Annotated in this window: 19 protein-coding genes and 1 tRNA gene; 11 read left to right on the top strand and 9 right to left on the bottom strand. The window is 72.2% G+C overall.

From position 1 onward, the window contains the following. Nucleotides 1–71 precede the first annotated feature (71 nt). From ACIBK5_RS33485 to ACIBK5_RS33470, 4 genes are all read left to right on the top strand, one after another. Nucleotides 72–965: an FAD binding domain-containing protein gene (locus tag ACIBK5_RS33485; RefSeq protein ID WP_399025515.1), complete on the top strand. Its 894-nt coding sequence runs from the start codon at nt 72–74 to the stop codon at nt 963–965. Then, the gene (locus ACIBK5_RS33480; protein WP_399025513.1) at nt 962–3,127 is read left to right on the top strand and encodes a 2Fe-2S iron-sulfur cluster-binding protein; all 2,166 of its coding nucleotides are present in this window, start codon (nt 962–964) and stop codon (nt 3,125–3,127) included. The genes ACIBK5_RS33485 and ACIBK5_RS33480 overlap by 4 nt, the downstream gene beginning before the upstream one ends. Then, entirely contained in the window at nt 3,124–5,433 is a 2,310-nt protein-coding gene (locus tag ACIBK5_RS33475) for a xanthine dehydrogenase family protein molybdopterin-binding subunit (RefSeq protein ID WP_399025511.1), read from the top strand. Before ACIBK5_RS33480 ends, ACIBK5_RS33475 begins: the two co-directional genes overlap by 4 nt. A 230-nt stretch (nt 5,434–5,663) precedes the next feature. Next, the gene (locus tag ACIBK5_RS33470; RefSeq protein ID WP_399025509.1) at nt 5,664–6,830 is read left to right on the top strand and encodes an SUKH-4 family immunity protein; all 1,167 of its coding nucleotides are present in this window, start codon (nt 5,664–5,666) and stop codon (nt 6,828–6,830) included. Here the strand turns inward: ACIBK5_RS33470 and ACIBK5_RS33465 are convergent. Beyond that, on the bottom strand, nt 6,760–7,608 hold the full coding sequence (locus tag ACIBK5_RS33465) for a MerR family transcriptional regulator (protein ID WP_399025507.1): 849 nt from the start codon (nt 7,606–7,608) through the stop codon (nt 6,760–6,762). The two genes, ACIBK5_RS33470 and ACIBK5_RS33465, sit on opposite strands and share 71 nt — an antisense overlap. Then, complete coding sequence (locus tag ACIBK5_RS33460; RefSeq protein ID WP_399025505.1) at nt 7,602–8,375, bottom strand: alpha/beta fold hydrolase; 774 nt, start codon at nt 8,373–8,375, stop codon at nt 7,602–7,604. The genes ACIBK5_RS33465 and ACIBK5_RS33460 overlap by 7 nt, the downstream gene beginning before the upstream one ends. Before the next feature lie 222 nt (nt 8,376–8,597). Here ACIBK5_RS33460 and ACIBK5_RS33455 point away from each other — a divergent pair, with 222 nt between their 5' ends. Then, complete coding sequence (locus tag ACIBK5_RS33455) at nt 8,598–9,014, top strand: DUF6083 domain-containing protein (RefSeq protein WP_399025503.1); 417 nt, start codon at nt 8,598–8,600, stop codon at nt 9,012–9,014. Nucleotides 9,015–9,019: 5 nt separating this feature from the next. Here ACIBK5_RS33455 and ACIBK5_RS33450 read toward each other — a convergent pair. Next, nucleotides 9,020–9,094, bottom strand: a tRNA-Cys gene (locus ACIBK5_RS33450). A 223-nt stretch (nt 9,095–9,317) separates the two neighbouring features. Between ACIBK5_RS33450 and ACIBK5_RS33445 the strand changes: the two genes are divergently transcribed. From ACIBK5_RS33445 to ACIBK5_RS33420, 6 genes are all read left to right on the top strand, one after another. After that, on the top strand, nt 9,318–10,778 hold the full coding sequence (locus ACIBK5_RS33445; RefSeq protein ID WP_399025502.1) for an MFS transporter: 1,461 nt from the start codon (nt 9,318–9,320) through the stop codon (nt 10,776–10,778). Between the two features lie 86 nt (nt 10,779–10,864). Further along, entirely contained in the window at nt 10,865–11,065 is a 201-nt protein-coding gene (locus ACIBK5_RS33440; RefSeq protein WP_399025500.1) for a hypothetical protein, read from the top strand. After that, nucleotides 11,062–11,520: a type II toxin-antitoxin system death-on-curing family toxin gene (locus tag ACIBK5_RS33435; protein WP_399025498.1), complete on the top strand. Its 459-nt coding sequence runs from the start codon at nt 11,062–11,064 to the stop codon at nt 11,518–11,520. The genes ACIBK5_RS33440 and ACIBK5_RS33435 overlap by 4 nt, the downstream gene beginning before the upstream one ends. 138 nt (nt 11,521–11,658) lie before the next feature. Beyond that, nucleotides 11,659–13,458 (top strand): DEAD/DEAH box helicase, encoded by a 1,800-nt coding sequence (locus tag ACIBK5_RS33430; RefSeq protein WP_399025496.1) that lies wholly within the window; start codon nt 11,659–11,661, stop codon nt 13,456–13,458. A gap of 300 nt (nt 13,459–13,758) precedes the next feature. After that, nucleotides 13,759–14,400 carry an IclR family transcriptional regulator gene (locus tag ACIBK5_RS33425; protein ID WP_399025494.1) on the top strand — a complete coding sequence of 214 codons (642 nt, stop codon included), beginning with the start codon at nt 13,759–13,761 and terminating at the stop codon, nt 14,398–14,400. Between the two features lie 86 nt (nt 14,401–14,486). Next, on the top strand, nt 14,487–15,278 hold the full coding sequence (locus tag ACIBK5_RS33420) for a S16 family serine protease (RefSeq protein ID WP_399025493.1): 792 nt from the start codon (nt 14,487–14,489) through the stop codon (nt 15,276–15,278). Here the strand turns inward: ACIBK5_RS33420 and ACIBK5_RS33415 are convergent. The 6 genes from ACIBK5_RS33415 to ACIBK5_RS33390 are packed head-to-tail and all read right to left on the bottom strand — an operon-like array spanning nt 15,275 to nt 19,773. Then, nucleotides 15,275–15,460 carry a hypothetical protein gene (locus tag ACIBK5_RS33415; RefSeq protein ID WP_399025491.1) on the bottom strand — a complete coding sequence of 62 codons (186 nt, stop codon included), beginning with the start codon at nt 15,458–15,460 and terminating at the stop codon, nt 15,275–15,277. The two genes, ACIBK5_RS33420 and ACIBK5_RS33415, sit on opposite strands and share 4 nt — an antisense overlap. 1 nt (nt 15,461) lies before the next feature. After that, the gene (locus ACIBK5_RS33410) at nt 15,462–16,049 is read right to left on the bottom strand and encodes a helix-turn-helix domain-containing protein (RefSeq protein ID WP_399025641.1); all 588 of its coding nucleotides are present in this window, start codon (nt 16,047–16,049) and stop codon (nt 15,462–15,464) included. 56 nt (nt 16,050–16,105) lie between these two features. After that, a complete protein-coding gene (locus tag ACIBK5_RS33405; RefSeq protein WP_399025490.1) occupies nt 16,106–17,062 on the bottom strand; it encodes a glycine betaine ABC transporter substrate-binding protein in 957 nt (318 codons plus the stop codon). Next, nucleotides 17,059–17,874 (bottom strand): ABC transporter permease, encoded by an 816-nt coding sequence (locus ACIBK5_RS33400; RefSeq protein ID WP_399025489.1) that lies wholly within the window; start codon nt 17,872–17,874, stop codon nt 17,059–17,061. The genes ACIBK5_RS33405 and ACIBK5_RS33400 overlap by 4 nt, the downstream gene beginning before the upstream one ends. After that, entirely contained in the window at nt 17,871–19,133 is a 1,263-nt protein-coding gene (locus ACIBK5_RS33395; protein ID WP_399025486.1) for a betaine/proline/choline family ABC transporter ATP-binding protein, read from the bottom strand. Before ACIBK5_RS33395 ends, ACIBK5_RS33400 begins: the two co-directional genes overlap by 4 nt. Continuing rightward, nucleotides 19,126–19,773, bottom strand: coding sequence for an ABC transporter permease (locus tag ACIBK5_RS33390; RefSeq protein ID WP_399025484.1), 648 nt, complete (start codon nt 19,771–19,773; stop codon nt 19,126–19,128). The genes ACIBK5_RS33395 and ACIBK5_RS33390 overlap by 8 nt, the downstream gene beginning before the upstream one ends. Nucleotides 19,774–19,780 lie beyond the last annotated feature (7 nt).

The following is a 19,780-nucleotide window of genomic DNA, read 5'->3' as shown; positions in this document are numbered from 1 at the left end:
CCGCCCTGTCAGCACGTACCGTACGGCAGCACAGGTGGGACCAGGTGGGGCAGCGGGAAGGGGCAGCCGGTTTGACCACGCACGCACCGCAGGCGGCGCAGGCCGTCACGCTGCCCACGACGCTGGACGAGGCCGTCGCGGCACTCACCGCCGTGCCCGCCGCCGTGCCCGTCGCGGGCGGCACCGACCTGATGGCCTCCGTCAACTCCGGGCAGCTCAGGCCCGCCGCGCTGGTGGGACTCGGCCGGATCAGCGAGATCCGCGGCTGGCAGTACCAGGACGGCCACGCCCTGCTCGGCGCGGGCCTCACCCACGCGCGCATGGGACGCCCCGACTTCGCGGCCCTCATCCCGGCGCTCGCCGCCGCCGCGCGCGCCGCGGGCCCGCCGCACATCCGCAACGCGGGGACCCTGGGCGGCAACATCGCCTCCGCCGCCCCCACCGGTGACGCGCTGCCGGTCCTGGCGGCCCTGGAGGCGACACTGATCATCGCGGGCCCGGGCGGAGTCCGCCGGGAGATCCCGGTGTCGCACCTGCTGGCCGGGATGGACATGCTGCGCGCCGGTGAACTCATCGGCTACGTGCGCGTGCCGCTGCTGCACGCCCCGCAGGTCTTCCTGAAGGCGACCGGCCGTACCGGCCCCGGGCGGGCGGTGGCGTCCGTGGCCCTGGTCCTGGACCCCGCGCGCCGGGGTGTGCGCTGCGCGGTGGGCGCCATAGCGCCGATGGCGCTGCGGCCCCTGGAGGCCGAGGAGTGGGTGGGCCGGCTCATCGACTGGGACAACAACCGCGCGATCGTGCCGGAGGCGCTGAACGCCTTCGGGGAGTACGTCGCCACGGCCTGCATCCCCGACGCGGCCCCGGCCGAGGACGGCTCCGTACCGCAGCTTCCGCCCGCCGTACTGCACCTGCGGCGCACCGTCGCCGCGCTGGCCCGACGAGCACTGGGGAGGGCGCTGTCGTGACCGACGACCAGCACGGACAGGGCACACCCCGCGGCGGCAGCCGCTGGGACCCGCTGCCCCAGGGCGAGTACGACGACGGCGCCACCGCCTTCGTCGAGCTCCCCGAGGGGGGTATCGACGCCCTGCTGGCCGCCGACAGCCCCCTCGCCGCGCCCGGCCACGGCTACGTACCGCCGCAGATAACGGTCGACCCCGCCACGACCGCCGGCACCGACCCGGCCGCCACGGCCGCGTGGCCGGTGCCCGGGGCGCCCGTCGACGGCGCCCAGTGGCACGACCCGCACGCGGCACACCAGCAGCAGGGACACGAGGTCGCCGAGCAGCCGTACGGAGCCGACACGCCGTACGGCCCCGACGCGCCCTACGGCTCCGAGGTGCCCTACGACTCCGGTACGCCGTACGGCTCCGACTCCGGGGCGGGGCAGCACGGCGGGGACGACCGGTTCACGTACAACCCGGGAGCCACCGGGCAGTGGAACTTCGAGGAGGCCGCGGCGGCGGAGCCCGCACCCGGCCATGACGTGACCGGGCAGTGGTCCATCCCCGTCGCCGGGGGCGACCTTCCGGACGAGTCGGGCGAGTTCACCACGTCCTCGCTGGTCGAGCAGTGGAGCGGCGGCAACCCGCCGGCCACGCTGCCGGGCGGCGCGCCCGCACCGTGGGCGACACAGGCGGCGGGCGAGCCGTGGGGGCAGCAGGCCCCGCAGGACGCCCCCGGGCAGGAACAGGCCCGGCCGGGCCACCCGCAGGAACACGAGCAGGGCCACGGGCCGCAGAGTCTCGCCGGACCGCCCTCCGCGTACGCACCGGACCAGGGCGCGCACGCCCCGGAGCAGCCGCCCGCCGGCCCCCTGCCGCAGGAGACGGACCCGACGCACCGGACGCCGGGCAGCGGCCACGCACCTCAGCCCGGGGGGCTGGGCCACGCACCTCAGCGCGGGGGGCTCGGCCATGCGCCGGAGCCCGGAGGACTCGGCCACGCGCCGGAGCCGTCGGGCTTCGACGACCACGGGCCGGAGCCGTCCGGCTTCGACGACCATCGAGTCGATCACGGGGGCGATCACGGGGTCGAGCACCGCCCCGAGCACCGCCCCGAGCACCCGGCGGAGCCGTCCGGCGTACCCGGCCGCGCACCGGAACCGTCCGGCCCCGCCGGACACCCGGACGAACACCCCGCGCCCTCCGCGCCCGCCCAGCCGTACGAGGCACACACCGAACGCGCCGAACCCGTAGCGTCCCAGGAGGCCGTCCAGGAGGCCTCACAGGCCGCTCCTGGGGCCGGTGAGGCCGAAGGGCCCGCCGAGGACGCCCCGGACGCCGCAGAGGGCGCGGACGGCCCCGCCGAGCCGGTCGCCGTGCCCCTCCCCGCAACGCCGGACGCGGACACGGACGCCGGACCGGAGGCCGCCGACGGAGAGTCCCCGGACGACCCGGCGCCGCAGGACGCCTCCGGCGCCGCGGACGACGCGGCCTCCGCACCCCAGGACGCACCCGCCCTCCCGCAGGAGGAACACCCCCTCGCCTCCTACGTCCTGCGCGTCAACGGCACCGACCGCCCCGTCACCGACGCGTGGATCGGCGAGTCCCTGCTGTACGTGCTGCGCGAGCGGCTCGGGCTGGCCGGCGCCAAGGACGGCTGCTCGCAGGGCGAGTGCGGCGCGTGCAACGTCCAGGTCGACGGGCGCCTCGTCGCGTCCTGCCTGGTCCCCGCCGTGACCGCCGCCGGCAGCGAGGTCCGCACCGTGGAGGGCCTGGCCGAGGACGGACAGCCCTCGGACGTCCAGCGGGCGCTCGCGCGCTGCGGTGCCGTGCAGTGCGGCTTCTGCGTACCGGGCATGGCGATGACGGTGCACGACCTCCTGGAGGGCAACCCGGCGCCCACCGAGCTGGAGACCCGCCAGGCGCTCTGCGGCAACCTGTGCCGCTGCTCCGGCTACCGGGGCGTGGTCGACGCCGTGAAGGACGTCGTCGCCGAACGCGAGACACACGCCGCGCCCGCCGCGGGCGACACCGACGAGGCCCGTATCCCGCGCCAGGCGGGCCCGGGCGCCGGCGGCGTCCACCCGTCGGCCTTCGGATCGCCCCCGGACGCGCACGCCCAGGACGGGCGTTCCCCGGACCCGCACGACCAGCCCTACGGCCAGGACGGAGGCCCCGCGTGAGCAACGAAGCAGCCACCGCGCAGGCCGCGGAGGCCGCCCCCGCCCCCGAAGCGCCGCCGCACGGCCTCGGCGTGTCCCTCCCGGCCGCGGACGCCCGCGCCAAGACGGAGGGCACCTTCCCCTACGCCGCCGACCTGTGGGCCGAGGGACTGCTGTGGGCGGCCGTGCTGCGCTCACCGCACCCGCACGCGCGCATCGTGTCGATCGACATCTCCCACGCGCGCGAGATGCCCGGCGTACGCGCCGTCGTCACCCACGAGGACATGCCCGGCAGCCCGTTCCGCGGCCGCGGCAAGTCCGACCGCCCGGTCTTTGCCTCCGAGGTCGTACGCCATCACGGTGAGCCCATCGCCGCCGTCGCCGCCGACCATCCGGACACCGCGCGCATGGCGGCCGCCGCCGTCATCGTCGAGTACGAGGTGCTCGACCCGGTGACCGACCCGGAGCATGCCTTCGAGGCCGAGCCCCTGCACCCCGACGGCAACCTGATCCGGCACATCCCGCTGCACCACGGCGACCCGGATGCGACCGGCGAGATCGTCGTCGAGGGCCTGTACCGCATCGGCCGTCAGGACCCCGCGCCCATCGGCGCCGAGGCGGGCCTGGCCGTACCGCGCCCGGACGGCGGCGTGGAGCTGTACCTCGCCTCCACCGACCCGCACTCCGACCGCGACGCGGCCGCCGCCGCCTTCGGTCTGGAGCCCGAGCGCGTCAAGGTCGTCGTCACCGGCGTCCCCGGCGCCACGGCCGACCGCGAGGACCAGGGCTTCCAGCTCCCGCTGGGCCTGCTGGCGCTGCGGACCGGCTGCCCGGTGAAGCTCACGGCCACGCGCGAGGAGTCGTTCCTCGGCCACGCCCACCGGCACCCCACCCTCCTGCGCTACCGCCACCACGCGGACGCCGAGGGCACGCTCGTGAAGGTCGAGGCCCAGATCCTGCTCGACGCGGGCGCCTACGCCGACAGCTCCGCCGAGGCCCTCGCCGCCGCGGTCGGCTTCGCCTGCGGCCCGTACGTCGTCCCGAACGCCTTCATCGAGGGCTGGGCCGTACGCACCAACAACCCCCCGTCGGGCCACGTTCGCGGCGAAGGGGCCATGCAGGTCTGCGCCGCCTACGAGGCGCAGATGGACAAGATCGCCAAGAAGCTCGGCATCGACCCGGCCGAGGTGCGGCTGCGCAACGCCATGGCGACGGGCGACGTGCTCCCGACCGGCCAGACGGTGACCTGCCCGGCCCCGGTCGCCGAACTGCTCCAGGCCGTACGGGACTTCCCGCTGCCGCCGCTGCCCAAGGACACGCCCGAGGACGAGTGGCTGCTGCCCGGCGGCCCCGAGGGCGCGGGCGAACCGGGCGCGGTGCGCCGGGGCGTGGGCTACGGCGTGGGCATGGTGCACATGCTCGGCGCGGAGGGCGCGGACGAGGTCTCCACGGCCACCGTCAAGGTCCAGGACGGGGTGGCGACGGTCCTGTGCGCCGCCGTCGAGACCGGCCAGGGCTTCACGACCCTGGCCCGGCAGATCGTCCAGGAGACGCTCGGCGTCGACGAGGTGCACGTGGCGCCGGTCGACACCGACCAGCCCACGGCGGGCGCGGCCTGCCACGGCCGGCACACCTGGGTGTCGGGCGGTGCGGTGGAGCGCGCGGCCAAGATGGTCCGTACGCAGCTCCTCCAGCCGCTCGCCCACAAGTTCGGCATGTCCACGGAGCTGCTCCAGATCAACGACGGCAAGATCACGTCGTACGACGGAGTCCTGTCGACGACCGTCACCGAGGCGCTGGACGGCAAGGAACTGTGGGCCACCGCCCAGTGCCGCCCGCACCCGACCGAGCCGCTGAACGAGGCCGGGCAGGGCGACGCCTTCGTGGGCATGGCCTTCTGCGCGATCCGCGCGGTGGTGGACGTCGACATCGAGATCGGTTCCGTACGGGTCGTGGAACTGGCCGTCGCCCAGGACGTGGGGCGGATCCTGAACCCGGCCCAGCTCGCCGCCCGCATCGAGGCGGGTGTGACCCAGGGCGTGGGCATCGCGCTGACCGAGAACCTGCGCACCCCGCGCGGCCTGATCCGCCACCCGGACCTGACCGGTTACGCCCTCCCGACCGCCCTCGACGCGCCGGACATCCGCATCGTCCGGCTGGTCGAGGAACGGGACGTGGTCGCCCCCTTCGGCGCGAAGGCGGTCAGCGCGGTGCCGGTGGTGACGTCCCCGGCGGCCGTCGCGTCCGCCGTACGGGCCGCCACGGGCCGCCCCGTGAACCGGCTGCCGATCCGCCCGCAGGCCGCGGTGGTCACGGAACGGTCCTGAGGGCCACTCCGTGCCTGGAGGCCATTCACGTGGAGAGGGAACGCGCGAGGGTCGTCTGAGCGTCATGTGAGGTGAGCGCGTCGTCATTGCTCGGCGCGCGTCGCTGTTCCGGGGCGTTGTCAGTGGTGGGGCGTAGTGTTCTGGGCAGTGGGGGGACGGCTGCCGGGCCTGGCCGGGCGGTCTGCCGTGCTCCGCCAGGGGACGCTGAGCAAGCACATGCGGGGGAGCCCATGAGTACGACCGACGCCGGTTCCGCGGTGATCACCCTGACCGAGTCCGAGCTGGACCCGTGGGTGACGCACGCGTCGACGCGGCACTGGCTGACCGGCCCCGGACTGCCCTCCGGGAACGGCGTCCTGAGCTTCGCGGAGCTGCGCCGGGAGGGCCTGCGCACGGTGGCGGACTCGACGGGCGATCCGGACGACCGCCTCTCCGCCGAGCTGCGCGAGCAGCTGGTGATAGGCGGACTGCTGGGCCCCGGAGGCCTGGAGACGGAGTCGGTCCTGCTGGACGGCGCGACGGGCGAGATCTCGACGACACCCTTCCTGCACGACCGCCCCGACCTGATGGACCGCCGCCCCCTGGCCCCCTCGCTGCGCACCCTGGTCCGCTTCGCCGAGGCCACGGACGAACTGGCGGGCCTGCGCGGCCAGTTCGCCTCCTACGCGGGCCGCTACGGCCCGAAGGCGGTGGCGCAGGCGTCCCAGCACCTCCTGGCGGTCTTCCGGGACGGCACGGACGGCGAACCGGCCCCCTTCTGGAAGATGGCGGCCCTCATCCGCCCCCTGTCCCTGGTCGCGGGCCGCGGCGGCACGTCCGGCCTCTCCCTGGACCTCCCGCACCGCCTGCTGGACCAGGAGTTCGGCCCCGGCAAGGTCGTCCGCTTCGAGGACGTCGACTTCCCCGCGACACTCACCCACGAGCCGACCCGCCGCTTCCTCCGCGAGGCCGGCCTGCCCGAGGACGCCCATGTCTTCTCCCTGGACACGGATGTCCCCCTGGCGACACTGGCCGAGTACTACGCCGACGCGGACGCCCCGACGCAACTCCCTTCCCGCGCCCACCGCTTGATACGCCTCGGCTGCCTGGTCGACGACAACAGCCTGGTCGTCGACGGCGAGACGGGCGCGGTCCTGAACTGGAACGAGCCGGAGGCAACTCTCTACCCGCTGAACACGGACGTCTCGACCCTCGCCTTCACCCTCTGGCTCCTCCACCGCGAACGCGCCATCGACTCCCAGTCGGACCACGAGCTGACGACCGACACCTACGGCCAACTGGCCATGACGATGCTCCAGGTCCTCTCGGCGGTCGACCCCACGGGGGTCATGGCCGGGAGGTCGGGGCGGCATTACTGGACGGATGTGTTCCGGGATGAGGCGGGTGGGGTGCTGTAGGGGGTGGGGTCACGGGCTGGAGGGTGGTCCAGCCGACCCAGCCCCGCTGCTTCAGCAGCTCGATGAGCCGACGGGCGGACGGCACGGTGTCGAATACGAACGCGTCCATCAACTCGGCAAGCTCCGGCTCAATGCCGCCGCCCGGGTCGCCGACGTACTCCTCGCCCCGCTCCTCGGCCAGCTTCGTGACGTAGACGGCCACCCGGTCGGCCAGTTCGACCAGCTGCGGATCGTCGTCGCCCCACCCGAGAGCCGCACTCAAGGCCAAGTAGAAGTCGACGAACTCCGGATCGGCGATCTGCTCCCGCTTGCGCGCGATCCACTCCGGCACCCGCTCCGGAGCGCGCGCGACCAACGGGACCCAGCCGTCGCGCTCGGCCTGGACGATCCGCTCGTCGACGCCGAGCGCCCGCAGCCGCTCCAGGAACCCGACCACTTCAGTGGGCAGCACCAGCCTGTCTCCCGAGACGAGGCGGCCGATCCGCTCGCGATGTCGCTGCCGCTCCCGGATCTCCGCCTCCAGCCGCCTGTCGATGTCCGCGACAGCCGAGGCGAACTCCTCCTCGCCGGCCTGGAGCAACTCCCGTACACGCGCCAGCGGAACCCCGGCCTCGGCGAGAGTCCGGATCCTGATCAGCTCCACCACGGCCCCGGCGTCGTACCGCCGATAGCCGGATCGATCCCGCTCGGGCTCCGGCAGCAGTCCCTTGGCGTGATAGTGCCGCACGGCGCGCACGGTCACGCCGGCGTACGAGGCGAGCTCACCGATGGTCAGCATGGGCCCAGTCTTCTCCGGATGATCTCGGCGATGTCAGAGGCATGCGTGAAGACCAGTCCGTGGTCGGTATCGAGCCAGTGTGCGGAGATGTGCGGCCGCTCGCGTATGAGCCGCTCGACACCGTCACGCCAGAGTTGGTTGTGCCGAGGCGCACGCCCTTCGGTCCTGTTGCCGGCGATCGCGGTGGACATGATGACCTGCACGGGCAGGTCGATCCTCTGATACCGGTCGAGAATCCCGGACCGGACCGCATCCATCTCAAGGCCCAGGTCGAGGATGTCCCTGGCGGTGAGCGACACCTGACGCGCCGCCTCAGCCTCTGCCAGGGCACGGAACTCCGCGAGGTCGAGGTCGGTGAGGAACGGCTCGGGCAGCGGATTCGCACCGTCGATGAGCACAAGCCCGGCGATGGTGCCAGGGCACTCGGCCGCGTAGTGCACCGCCAGATCCGCGCCCAGGGAGTACCCCACGAGCACGGGTGCCGACGGCAGTTCGAGTTCGCTCAGCACGGCACGGAGATCACCCAGGAACGCGTCGAAGGAGTACCGCCCGGCGGCGGAGGACAGACCGTGCCCCCGGAGATCGAAGGTCACGACCTCATGGTCACGCCGCAGCAGATCGATCAGCTCATGCAGGTCGGCCTGCGTGCAGTTCAGCCCCGGGCACAGAACCAGGGGTCTTCCCCGGCCGCCGCGGGACACCGCGATGGTGACATCGTCGTGCTGAACGGTGAGGTGCCGCGTGGTGCTGTCGCCTGTCGGAGTCATGCGGATCAGGGTGGGGGGTTGCCCGTGCGTCAGGGTCAACCACGGGACGGGGGAGCGGAGCGGTGACCTGCTCCTTGCCCACCCGACTGCTCCCGTTGCGCCCTGATTGCGCCCTACCCCGGTCCCGAACACCCCCTGATGCTCGGTCCCATGGGGGATACAGCTGAGCCGAGCATCATCCCGTTACATGGCCCCGACGGACACCGGCAGGTGCCACCAGGTGTGCCACAGCCGTGGGAGAAGACCGACCGGGCCCAGGCCGCGATGGAAGGCGCCACCGGGCCCGAACCACCCGCCCCGCCCGTCTGCCCCAACTGCGGGCTCGTCGGTGATCGGCGTGTCACCTACTACGGCTGGCACGTCCTCCTCGAACCGGACATGCCGGTGCCGGCACACATGGTGCCCGCCTGGCACCGCTGGTACGTGGATTCCAACGGAACGGCCTGGAACAGCCGCGCGGACGAGCCCACGCCCGGTGCCGTGTGCCGGGTACCGCACCGGATCGCCTGCCCCGGCCTGAGACTCGAGGAGATCGGCCTCTGGCGGTGGCTGGACGCCGTACGCACGGAGAACGCCCGCCGGGCATGGCGAAAGGCCGACGAGGAGGCCGGTCGGGAGCCGCTTCCGGACGCCGGGTGACGCTGTGGAGGCCGTGGCGGGATTTGAACCCACGTAACTCGCTTTGCAGGCGAGCCCCTGAACCACTCGGGCACACGGCCGGGGCGAGGGGGAACTGTTCGGCACACGGCCGTGTTCCAACTCGGTGTTCTGACCGTAGGTCGGTGGGGGAGTGGTGCTCAAGGGCGTCGGGTGTGGCGCAATGGGACTGCCATACGGCGTTCACAGAGCGGGTGTCGGGCCAGGGTCGTACGACCAAGGTCGGGGCGGTTCACCGTCTCGCGACAGGGGTCAACGGGGCCTGTGGACCTTACGCTGGCGGGCATGACCGTCCCCAAGCCGAGTGACCCAGAGGTCGTAGACGCCACCGCCGCCATCGATGACCCCTCGGTCGCCGAGGTGGAGGAGTCCGTGCTGGGGCGGGCCTACCGGGCGTTGAGCGTCGGGATCGTCTCCGTCGTGCTGCTCATCGCCTTCGAGGCGACGGCCGTGGGGACGGCGATGCCGGTCGCGGCGCGGGAGCTGGACGGGGTGTCGCTCTACGCGTTCGCGTTCTCCGGGTACTTCACGACCAGTCTGTTCGGGATGGTGCTCGCCGGGCAGTGGTCCGATCGGCGTGGGCCTCTCGGGCCGCTGGCCGTCGGCATCTCCTCCTTCGGGGCCGGGCTGCTGCTGTCGGGGACGGCCGGGGTGATGTGGCTGTTCATCCTGGGGCGGGCCGTGCAGGGGCTCGGCGGCGGGCTGGTGATCGTCGCGCTGTACGTCGTCGTCGGGCGGGCCTATCCGGAACGGCTGCGGCCGGCGATCATGGCGGCGTTCGCGGCGAGCTGGGTCGTACCGTCGATCGTCGGCCCGCTCGCCGCCGGCACGGTGACGGAACAGCTGGGCTGGCGCTGGGTGTTCGTCGGGATTCCGGTGCTCGTCGTCTTCCCGCTGGCGCTCGCGCTGCCGCAGATACGGCGCCGGGCGGCCGGTCCCGTCGGGGAGGAGGGACCGAAGTCCTTCGACCGACGGCGTATCCGTCTCGCCCTCGCCATTTCCTTCGGCGCGGGGCTGCTCCAGTACGCCGCCCAGGACCTGCGGCTCCTCTCGCTCCTGCCCGGTGCCGTGGGCGTGGCCCTGCTGGTGCCTGCCGTGCTCGGGTTGCTGCCGAAGGGCACGTACCGGGCCGCCCGCGGACTGCCCTCCGTCGTGCTGCTGCGCGGTGTCGCCGCGGGGTCCTTCATCGCCGCGGAGTCGTTCGTACCGCTGATGCTGGTGACCCAGCGCGGGCTCAGTCCGACGCTGGCCGGGTTCTCGCTCGCCGCGGGCGGCGGGACGTGGGCGCTGGGCTCCTGGGTGCAGTCGCGGTCGCGGTTCGAGGCGTACCGGGAGCGGTTGACGACCGTCGGGATGCTGCTGGTGGCCGCCGCCATCGCCACGGCACCGAGTGTGCTCATCGACTCCGTGCCCGTCTGGACCCTGGCCGTCGCCTGGGCCTTCGGCTGCCTGGGCATGGGGCTCGTCATCTCCTCCACCAGCGTGCTCCTGCTCCAGCTCTCCGCCCCGTCGGAAGCCGGCTCCAACTCCGCCGCCCTGCAGATCTCCGACGGCCTCTCCAACGTCGTCCTGCTCTCCGCCGGGGGCGCCGCGTTCGCCGCCCTCGGCGGCGGCACACTCAGCCACACATCCGCGCACGCTGCCTCCTCCGGTTCTCATCCGGCCGCCTTCGCCGCCGTGTTCCTGCCGATGGCGGGGGTGGCGCTGGTGGGGGCCTGGGTGACGACGCGGCTGCGGGAGCGGTGAGGAACCCTTCGCGTGTGGGCTGTTGGGGCCGGGGCGGGGCGTAAAGCGTTCGCCGGTTCCCGGGCGGACTCCCTATCGTCACCGGCATGACCGACTTCACCATCCCCCTCCCGCCGCACGTCCGGCAGGAGCTCGACGACCTCGCGGACGCCACCGGCCGTCTCCCCGAGGACATCGCGCTGGACGCCGTACTGCACCGGCTGGCGCGGGAGTCGGCGCCGGTGCGGGGCACGGCCGAGTCGCTCGCCGGCGCCCACGCCGACCTGCTGCGGAGGCTCGGCGAATGAGCGGGCGGAGCAGCCAGAGCAGTCAGGCCGGGCAGGCCAGGCATAACAGGCAGCCCGGGCATGCCAGGCAGACCAGGCATCTCACCGTCGCGGAGGTCACGGCGATCGCCCGCATCGCCTTCGGCGGGCGAGGCGACGGGCCCGCCCCCGAGGTCCGGGAGGCCGGACTGTTCGTCTCCGCCGTGCACCGCCCGCGCGCCCGGATGTTCGGTACGGCGGCCTACGAGGACCTGTACGAGCAGGCGGCCGCGCTGCTGCACGCCATCGCCACGAACCACCCCCTCGTCGACGGGAACAAGCGCACGGCCTGGCTGGCCGCCGCGACCTTCCTGGGCGTGAACGGCGTCGACCTCACCGGCTGCGACCAGGACATCGCGTACGACCTGGTCATCGATGTGGCCTCCGGGGACGAGAGCGACATCTCCGTGATCGCGGGGCGGCTGAGGGAGCTGTGACGTCGGTCCCACCCGTGGGTGACCCGGCCCGGTCCGCGCGTTGACAGGTTCGGGCCGCCGGTAGGGTGGCCCGGTTGTCATACGTAGCCGAGCTGTTTGGCCCGCTCGGACGAGCCGCCCGACCCCCTTACGGAGACCGTGACTACCACCGCCGGCACCAGCTCTGCCTCGCACCACCTGTCCCCGGCGTTCCCCGGCCGCGCCCCCTGGGGTACCGCCAGCAAGCTGCGCGCCTGGCAGCAGGGCGCGATGGAGAAGTACATCCAGGAGCAGCCGCGGGACTTCCTGGCGGTCGCCACCCCCGGCGCCGGCAAGACGACCTTCGCGCTGACGCTGGCCTCCTGGATGCTGCACCACCATGTCGTCCAGCAGGTCACCGTCGTCGCGCCCACCGAGCACCTCAAGAAGCAGTGGGCGGAGGCGGCCGCGCGGATCGGCATCAAGCTGGACCCCGAGTACAGCGCGGGGCCGCTCGGCAAGGACTACCACGGGATCGCCGTGACGTACGCCGGTGTCGGTGTGCGGCCCATGCTGCACCGCAACCGGGTCGAGCAGCGCAAGACCCTCGTCATCCTCGACGAGATCCACCACGCCGGTGACAGCAAGTCGTGGGGCGAGGCCTGTCTGGAGGCCTTCGAGCCCGCCACCCGCCGGCTCGCCCTGACCGGTACGCCCTTCCGGTCCGACACCAACCCCATCCCCTTCGTGACGTACGAGGAGGGCAACGACGGGATCCGGCGGTCCGCCGCCGACTACACCTACGGCTACGGCAACGCCCTCGCCGACAACGTCGTGCGGCCGGTCATCTTCCTCTCCTACAGCGGCAACATGCGCTGGCGCACCAAGGCCGGTGACGAGATCGCGGCACGGCTGGGCGAGCCGATGACCAAGGACGCCATCAGCCAGGCCTGGCGTACCGCCCTCGATCCGCGCGGTGAGTGGATGCCCTCTGTGCTGCGCGCCGCCGACCAGCGTCTGACCGAGGTGCGCAAGGCCATCCCGGACGCGGGCGCTCTCGTCATCGCCGCGGACCAGGACTCCGCGCGCGCCTACGCCAAGCTGATCCGCGAGATCACCGGCAGCAAGGCCACGGTCGTGCTCTCCGACGACACCGGGGCCTCGAAGAACATCGACGACTTCAGCGCCAGCAACGACCGGTGGATGGTCGCGGTGCGCATGGTGTCCGAGGGTGTGGACGTGCCGCGCCTCGCGGTCGGCGTGTACGCCACGACCATCTCGACGCCGCTCTTCTTCGCCCAGGCCGTGGGCCGTTTCGTGCGTTCCCGGCGCCGCGGCGAGACGGCCTCCGTGTTCCTGCCGACCGTGCCCGACCTGCTCTCCTTCGCCAACGAGATGGAGCGCGAGCGCGACCACGTCCTCGACAAGCCCAAGAAGCAGGGCGAAGAGGACCCCTACGCCGAGTCCGAGAAGGAGATGGACGAGGCGAACCGGGAGCAGGACGAGGACACCGGCGAGCAGGAGCAGTTCTCCTTCGAGGCGCTGGAGTCCGAGGCCGTCTTCGACCGGGTCATGTACAACGGCGCCGAGTTCGGCATGCAGGCCCACCCGGGCAGCGAGGAGGAGCAGGACTACCTCGGGATCCCGGGGCTGCTCGAGCCCGACCAGGTCCAGTTGCTGCTCCAGAAGCGGCAGGCCCGGCAGATCGCGCACAGCCGCAAGAAGCCGGACGAGGAGGCCGACCTGCTCGAAGTGCCCGCCGAGCGGCGGCCGGTGGTCTCCCACAAGGAGATGATGGAGCTGCGGCGGCAGCTCAACGGGCTGGTCAGCGCGTACGTCCACCAGAGCGGCAAGCCGCACGGCGTGATCCACACCGAGCTGCGGCGCGTGTGCGGGGGGCCTCCGGCGGCGGAGGCGACGGCGGGGCAGCTGCGGCAGCGGATCGCCAAGGTGCAGGAGTGGGCGACCCGGATGAAGTGACGCCGGGCGCCCCCCGGGGCGGGTCCCGTGTTGTACGTACTCGGGCAAACGGAGTCAGGTGCCCCTGGAACGTGCCCGGATTCTGGACGGAGCCTTCCGCTCAGCGAACCGGCTTCGCTACTGTCCCGCTACGCACACGCCCCGTGGCAGCGCCGCCGCGGAGCGCAGCCGTGAAGCGACGCGGTCCGGACAGGCCGGGCCGCCGGCCGATCGGCGGCCTCTGAAGCGCGTTGCCGACGGGACTCGGTGACGCACCAGCCGCCAGAGGGCCGCCGACCTCACCACTAAGGAGTGGGCGTCGTGACCGCGGAGACCTCCCAGACGCTCGACAGAGGACTGCGGGTCCTCAAGCTGCTCGCCGACACGGACCACGGGCTGACCGTGACCGAGCTCTCCGTCCGGCTGGGCGTGAACCGGACCGTGGTGTACCGGTTGCTCGCCACACTGGAACAGCACGCACTCATACGCCGTGACCTGGGCGGACGTGCCCGCGTCGGGCTCGGTGTGCTCGGTCTGGGGCGGCAGGTCCATCCGCTGGTCCGGGAGGCCGCGATGCCGGCGCTGCGGTCGCTGGCCGAGGACATCGGCGCCACGGCGCATCTGACCCTGGTCGACGGGGCGGACGCGCTCGCCGTGGCCGTGGTGGAGCCGACCTGGACCGACTATCACGTCGCCTATCGCGCCGGGTTCCGGCATGCCCTGGACCGGGGCGCCGCAGGCAAGGCGATCCTCGCGGCCCGGCAGCACCCGATGGCGGACCCGGGCTACACCCTCACGCACGGGGAGCTGGAGGCGGGCGCCTGCGGGGCGGCGGCACCGCTGCTGGGCGTGACGGGCGTCGAGGGCAGTGTGGGTGTGGTGATGCTGGCGGACGTGGTGCCGGAGCGGGTGGGGACGCGGGTCGTCGAAGCGGCGCGGGAGGTCGCGGAGGCGCTGCGCTGACCTCTGCCATGTCTCCCGCGCGCCCTTGGCCAGGGTCCGGACGCCCTGATCCGGGCCGGATCCCACCCCCGAGTTAGATTGATCCCGTGTTCTCTCGTCTCACGCGCCCCCGGGCCATCGCCGTCTGTGCCCTGCCCGTAGCCGCCCTGTTCGCCACGGCGGCGTTCGCGCCACTGCCGTTCTCGGTGGCGCAGCCGGGGATGACGGCGAACGTGCTCGGTGAGAACAAGGGCGCCGAGGTGATCACCATCTCGGGCGCACCGGCCCGGGACACCCGCGGGCAGCTGCGCATGACGACCATCGAGGCGACCTCCCCGGACACCCGCGTCTCGCTCCCCGACGTCATCGACGGCTGGTTCCGCACCGACCAGGCGGTCATGCCGCGCGACGCCGTCTATCCGAACGGGGACAGCGTCAAGGAGATCGAGCGGCACAACGAGGAGCAGATGAGGGAGTCCCAGGACGCGGCGACGCAGGCCGCGCTGGGCTACCTCGGTCTGGACGCCGAGGACGTCAAGGTGAGCCTGAAGCTGGCCGACGTGGGCGGGCCCAGCGCGGGGCTGCTGTTCTCCCTGGGGATCATCGACAAGCTCGACGGCGACGGCAGCGGCGGGGACCTCACGGGGGGCCGTGTCATCGCCGGTACGGGGACGATCGCCGAGGACGGCACGATCGGTGCGGTGGGGGGTGTCGCCCTCAAGACGCAGGCGGCGAAGCGTGACGGCGCGACGGTGTTCCTGGTCCCGAAGGCGGAGTGCGGGGACGCGCGTGCGGAGCTGCCGAAGGGTCTTCGGCTGATTCCCGTGACCACGCTGAAGAGCACGGTGAGTTCCCTGGTGGCCCTGGAGACGGGCAAGGGGTCCGTGCCCAGCTGCTAGTGGGCCGTGGCAGGGCCCGGGGTTCGGGTGGCGAGCCGCAGTCCGACCTCCACGAGGGTCCAGCCGAGGCGGGTGCGGAGGCGGTGACCCTGCCTGGCTCTGACGGGCCTCGGGGCCCCGGCCTCGGCGCGGAGCTCGGCGGCGCGGGCGTGGTGCAGGGCGAGATGGATGTCGGGGTGCATCTCAGTCCGTTCTGATCGGGAAGGCGTGGGTGTGGAAGCGGACCTGCTCGGCGCCGGGGGTGTCTTCGGCGGCCTCGTGGTCGCGGTAGGACTCGACCAGGGTGTGCATCTTCTCGACGAGTTCCCGTGTCAGCTCGGGCGGCAGACGCAGCGTGAAGCTGCTCATGTCCCCGACGTCGCGCCACTCGTCAGGCCATGAGTCACGGTTGCCCACCCAGGTCGACAGATCCCGGGTCTGGGTGGTCGCGACCTCGTGGAGGTACAGGTCCGCCGCCCCCCGTACCACTGGGTCCGAGTCATTGAGCAGATCGCTGTCGAAGCGCAGCCCCCGGTGGACCGCCCGCCACCAGCGCTCACGCCCCTTGCCCCGCTCGGGGTCGTCCTCGACGAAGCCGTACTCCGCGAGCTGGCGCAGGTGGTAGCTGGTGGCTCCGCTGGACTCGCCCAGCCTCTCGGCCAGCTGCGAGGCCGTGGCCGGGCCGCCGAAGCGCAGGGCGTCCAGCAGTTGCATGCGCAGGGGGTGTGCCAGTCCGCGCAGGGAACGGGCGTCGAGTTGCCTTACGGGTACCTTCTCGGTCTCGCTCACGATGCAAAGCTATCCTTGCAAAGAAGTCTATGCAAGGGTTTCTTTGCAACTCCCACCGGTCACCCTTCCCTGACGAACCCCTCCCCCACCATCCAGTCCAGCGCCACCTGATGCGGATCCTCCCCCTCCACATCCACCTTCGCGTTCAGGTCCTGCGCCACCGTGTTGTTCAGCCGCGCCGTCACCGGGTTCAGGACCTCCGCGATCGCCGGCCACTCCTTCAGCGACTTCGCGTTGATCATCGGCGCCGCGTTGTAGTTGGGGAAGAACTTCCTGTCGTCGTCCATCACCGCGAGGTTCATGGACTTGATGCGCCCGTCCGTGGTGTACACCTCCCCGTACGGGCAACTCCCCTTCGACGTCTGCGTGTAGATGATCCCCGTGTCCATCTGCGTGACGTTCCGCGCCGGCACGTTCATCCCGTACGCCTTCTGCATGCCCGGCAGCCCGTCCGCCCGGTTCGCGAACTCCACCTCCACGCAGAGCTTCACGGCGTCGGGGTCGGACTTCGACAGCTTCGCGACGTCCGACATCGACTTCGTGCCGTACTTCTTCGCGTTCTCCTGGTTCATCGCCAGCGCGTACGTGTTGTCGAGCTTCGACGGCGGCAGCCAGACCAGCCCGTTTTTCGCGTCCTCCTTCTCCACCGCCTCCCACTGCTGCTGCGGATCGGTGATCGGCTTGCTGTGCCCGAGGTACGTGATCCAGGCCGTGCCCGTGTACTCGTACCCGGCGTCCGCCTCGCCCTTGCGGACCGCCTCGCGGCTGCCGATGGAGCCCTGGATGCCGGTGCGGTCGATGACGTCCGCGCCGGCCGCCTCGAACGCGATGCCCATGATCGAGCCGAGGATCAGCTGCTCGGTGAACGACTTCGACGTCACCGTCAGCTGCGCGCCCCTCAGTGGCTCACCCCGGCCGATCGAGCCCGGCCGCACGTCGTCGGTCATGGGGGAGCCGCTGGTCAGCCCACAACCGGACACCGCCATCAGCAGCACCGCCCCCACCCGGGCCCTCATGACTGCAACCCCCGCGGCCGCAGCAACAGCTCCGCGATCGACGCCAGCCAGTCCACCAGCAGCGCCAGCGCGACCGTGAGGATCGAGCCCAGCACCAGCACCGGCATCCGCTGGTTGGTGATGCCGGTCGTGATCAGTACACCGAGGCCGCCGCCCCCGCCGAAGACCGCCAGGGTCGCCGTACCGACGTTCAGGACCAGGGCCGTACGGACCCCCGCGAGGATCAGCGGGACCGCCAGCGGCAGTTCGACCCGGCGCAGCACGCCCAGCGGGGACATGCCGATGCCGCGGGCCGCCTCCAGCAGGGTCGGGTCGTTCGCCTTCAGACCGGTGATCGTGTTCGACAGCACGGGCAGGATGGCGTAGATGATCATGCCGATCAGGGCGGCCCTGCGGCCGATGCCCAGCCAGATGACGAGAAGCGCCAGCAGGCCGATCGCCGGGGTCGCCTGGCCCATGTTGGCGAACGCCATCGCCACCGGCGTGGCCCTGCTGAACGCCCGGCGGGTCAGCAGGATCCCCAGCGGGATCGCGATGATCAGCACGAAGAACGTGGAGATCACGGTCAGCTGGATGTGCTGCCACAGGGCCTTCGAGACTTGGCCGCCCGACAGGGCGTTCCGGGAGAGCGCGTCCAGGTCGGCCTGCTGGAACCAGAGGTAGGTGGCGAGCAGCAGGGCCACCAGGGCGGCGGGCAGGACGGTCAGCTTCTGCCAGCTGATGCGCGGGGGAGCCGGCGGCGTGCGGGGGACCCCGGCCTTCTCCTCGGCCGCCGGACCGGAGGGAACGTTCGTCACCTCGGGCGCGGTCACGCCTTCCGCTCCACGCCGAGGCCCACGCCCGTGACGCTCCCGCCGCCCTCCTGCTCCGCGTGCGTCTGCGAGGCCCGCAGCGACTCCAGCTCGTGCTGGTGCTCCAGCGCGTCGAGCCGGTCGGCCTCCAGCAGTTCGTGCACGGAGTTGATGAGGGTCTCCATGTCGACGACGCCCGTGTACTCGCCGCGCCGCCCGGTCACCGCCACCCGACCCGCGTTGTCGGTGAGCACCGCCTCCAGGGCGTCCCGCAGGGTCGCGTCCCGGGTGACCGTGTCGTGCACCAGTGTCCCGGCCCGGGCCAGAGAGCCCCGGGCCCGCATCAGGTCGCCGCGCCGCAGCCACTTGTAGGGGCGGCCGCGCCGGTCGAGCAGCAGGACCTCGTTGGTGCCGCCGGCCCGCAGCCGGTTGAAGATCTGCTGCAACGGGTCGTCGATCGTGACGGTCGGATAGTCGGTGACCTCGACGTCCCGTACGCGGGTCAGGTTCAGCCGCTTCAGCGCCGCCCCGGCGCCCACGAACCCGGAGACGAAGTCGTCCGCCGGGTTGGTGAGGATGGCCTCCGGGGTGTCGAACTGCGCGATGTGGGACCGCTCGCGCAGCACGGCGATCCGGTCGCCGATCTTGATCGCCTCGTCGAAGTCGTGGGTGACGAAGACGATCGTCTTGTGCAGCTCGTGCTGCAGCCGGATCAGCTCGTCCTGGAGATGGTCGCGGGTGATCGGGTCCACCGCCCCGAACGGCTCGTCCATCAGCAGCACCGGGGGATCGGCGGCGAGGGCCCGTGCCACGCCCACGCGCTGCTGCTGACCGCCCGAGAGCTGGCGCGGGTAGCGGCCGTGGAACTCGCCCGGGTCGAGGCCCACCAGGTCGAGGAGTTCCTCGGTCCGCTCCTTGATCCGGTTCTTCGGCCAGCCGATCATCTTCGGCACGAGGGCGATGTTCTGCGCGACCGTCATGTGCGGGAAGAGACCGGCCGACTGGATGGCGTAGCCGACCTTGCGGCGCAGCTTGACCGGGTCCATGTCGGTGACGTCCTCACCGCCGATGCGGATCCGGCCGCCGGTCGGCTCGATCAGCCTGTTGATCATCTTGAGCGTGGTCGACTTACCGCAGCCCGAGGGGCCGACGAGGATGACGACCTCGCCCGCCTTGATCTCCATGCTCACGTTGTCCACGGCCGGCTGCGCGCTGCCGGGGAACAGCTTGGTCAGGTTCTCGAGCTCGATGGCGGCCCCGTGGTCGCCGGACTCAGGCACGGATCCCCCTGGGAATGGTCAGCCGCCCGATCAGGACGTACGCGGCGTCGAACAGCAGCGCCAGGACGATGATGCCGAGCGTGCCCGCGAGGACCTGGTTGAGCGCGTTCGCGCTGCCCAGCGAGGCGAGGCCGCGGAAGATGACGTTGCCGAGGCCGGGTCCCGAGGCGTACGCCGCGATGGCCGCGATGCCCATCAGCATCTGGGTGGAGACCCGGATCCCGGTCAGGATCGGCGGCCAGGCCAGCGGCAGCTCGATCCGCAGCAGCCGGGCCGACCGGGACATCCCGATGCCCGTGGCCGCGTCCACCAGGGACGGGTCGACCCCGCGCAGGCCGACGATGGCGTTGCGGACGACCGGCAGCAGCCCGTACAGCGTCAGGGCGATCACCGTGGGCGGCACGCCGAGACCCACGATCGGGATGAGCAGACCGATCAGGGCCAGCGCCGGGACGGTCAGGATGGTGGCGGTGGTCGTGGTCGCGAGGTTCCCGGCCCACTCGCTGCTGTAGGAGACGACGCCGATCAGCACCCCGATCAGGGTCGCCACGACCATGCACTGGAAGACGACGCTCGCGTGCTGGTAGGCGTCCGTGAGCAGCTGCTCTTTCCGGTAGCCCAGATACTCCAAGAAGTTCACACGCGCT

The organism is Streptomyces sp. NPDC050546, from assembly GCF_044457425.1.
Classification (GTDB): Bacteria; Actinomycetota; Actinomycetes; order Streptomycetales; family Streptomycetaceae; genus Streptomyces.
The sequence above is the reverse complement of the archived record's forward strand: the minus strand, read 5'-3'. Positions and strand labels throughout refer to the sequence as shown.

Excerpts from the sequence above, each read along its gene's own strand:
- ACIBK5_RS33440 (WP_399025500.1), top strand. The coding sequence starts at position 10,865 with ATGACCGACTTCACCATCCCCCTCCCGCCGCACGTCCGGCAGGAGCTC.
- ACIBK5_RS33465 (WP_399025507.1), bottom strand. The coding sequence starts at position 7,608 with ATGCTGACCATCGGTGAGCTCGCCTCGTACGCCGGCGTGACCGTGCGC.
- ACIBK5_RS33405 (WP_399025490.1), bottom strand. The coding sequence starts at position 17,062 with ATGAGGGCCCGGGTGGGGGCGGTGCTGCTGATGGCGGTGTCCGGTTGT.
- ACIBK5_RS33415 (WP_399025491.1), bottom strand. The coding sequence starts at position 15,460 with ATGCACCCCGACATCCATCTCGCCCTGCACCACGCCCGCGCCGCCGAG.
- ACIBK5_RS33470 (WP_399025509.1), top strand. The coding sequence starts at position 5,664 with ATGAGTACGACCGACGCCGGTTCCGCGGTGATCACCCTGACCGAGTCC.
- ACIBK5_RS33445 (WP_399025502.1), top strand. The coding sequence starts at position 9,318 with ATGACCGTCCCCAAGCCGAGTGACCCAGAGGTCGTAGACGCCACCGCC.
- ACIBK5_RS33460 (WP_399025505.1), bottom strand. The coding sequence starts at position 8,375 with ATGACTCCGACAGGCGACAGCACCACGCGGCACCTCACCGTTCAGCAC.
- ACIBK5_RS33435 (WP_399025498.1), top strand. The coding sequence starts at position 11,062 with ATGAGCGGGCGGAGCAGCCAGAGCAGTCAGGCCGGGCAGGCCAGGCAT.